This window comes from Weissella sp. DD23 (assembly GCF_001579105.1).
GTDB lineage: Bacteria > Bacillota > Bacilli > Lactobacillales > Lactobacillaceae > Weissella > Weissella cibaria.
In genome coordinates this window covers 1-360 of the sequence record NZ_KQ970493.1, presented here as the reverse complement: position 1 = coordinate 360, position 360 = coordinate 1, and the positions used below count along the sequence as shown (strand labels likewise).

Here is a 360-nt window from a genome sequence, read left to right as displayed (position 1 = left end):
GGGACGCAGGGTAGCAGTGCACAAGCTGGGCGTGTGGTTCAAAAGGGGACAACCTCGTGGTGGACGATGACGACGGGGTCTGATCAATCCGGTAAATTAGTTTATAACACGGCCTTGGACACAGGGGAAGATTTCACGGTCACAGGTAACATTTATGCAGAAGGTGACTTTTGGCAAGGTGATTTCGTCGGTATTTTCGTTGCGCCACAATTACCAAGCACGCTGGGAAATAACGGTGCACCGGGGTCTGGTCTTGGAATTTACGGTTATGGCAATTTAGGCGGTATTAAAAACGCCACGGCTTTGGGCTGGGACATGAATAAAGCGGGTGATTCATATTTTGGTGACCCAAATGGTGCT

Annotated in this window: 1 protein-coding gene; it reads left to right on the top strand. The window is 49.7% G+C overall.

Features of this window, described 5'->3' with window-relative positions; translation table 11 throughout:
- Positions 1-360: lectin-like domain-containing protein (locus WEIDD23_RS13915; RefSeq protein ID WP_197458907.1), on the top strand; the 360-nt coding region annotated here is incomplete at both ends.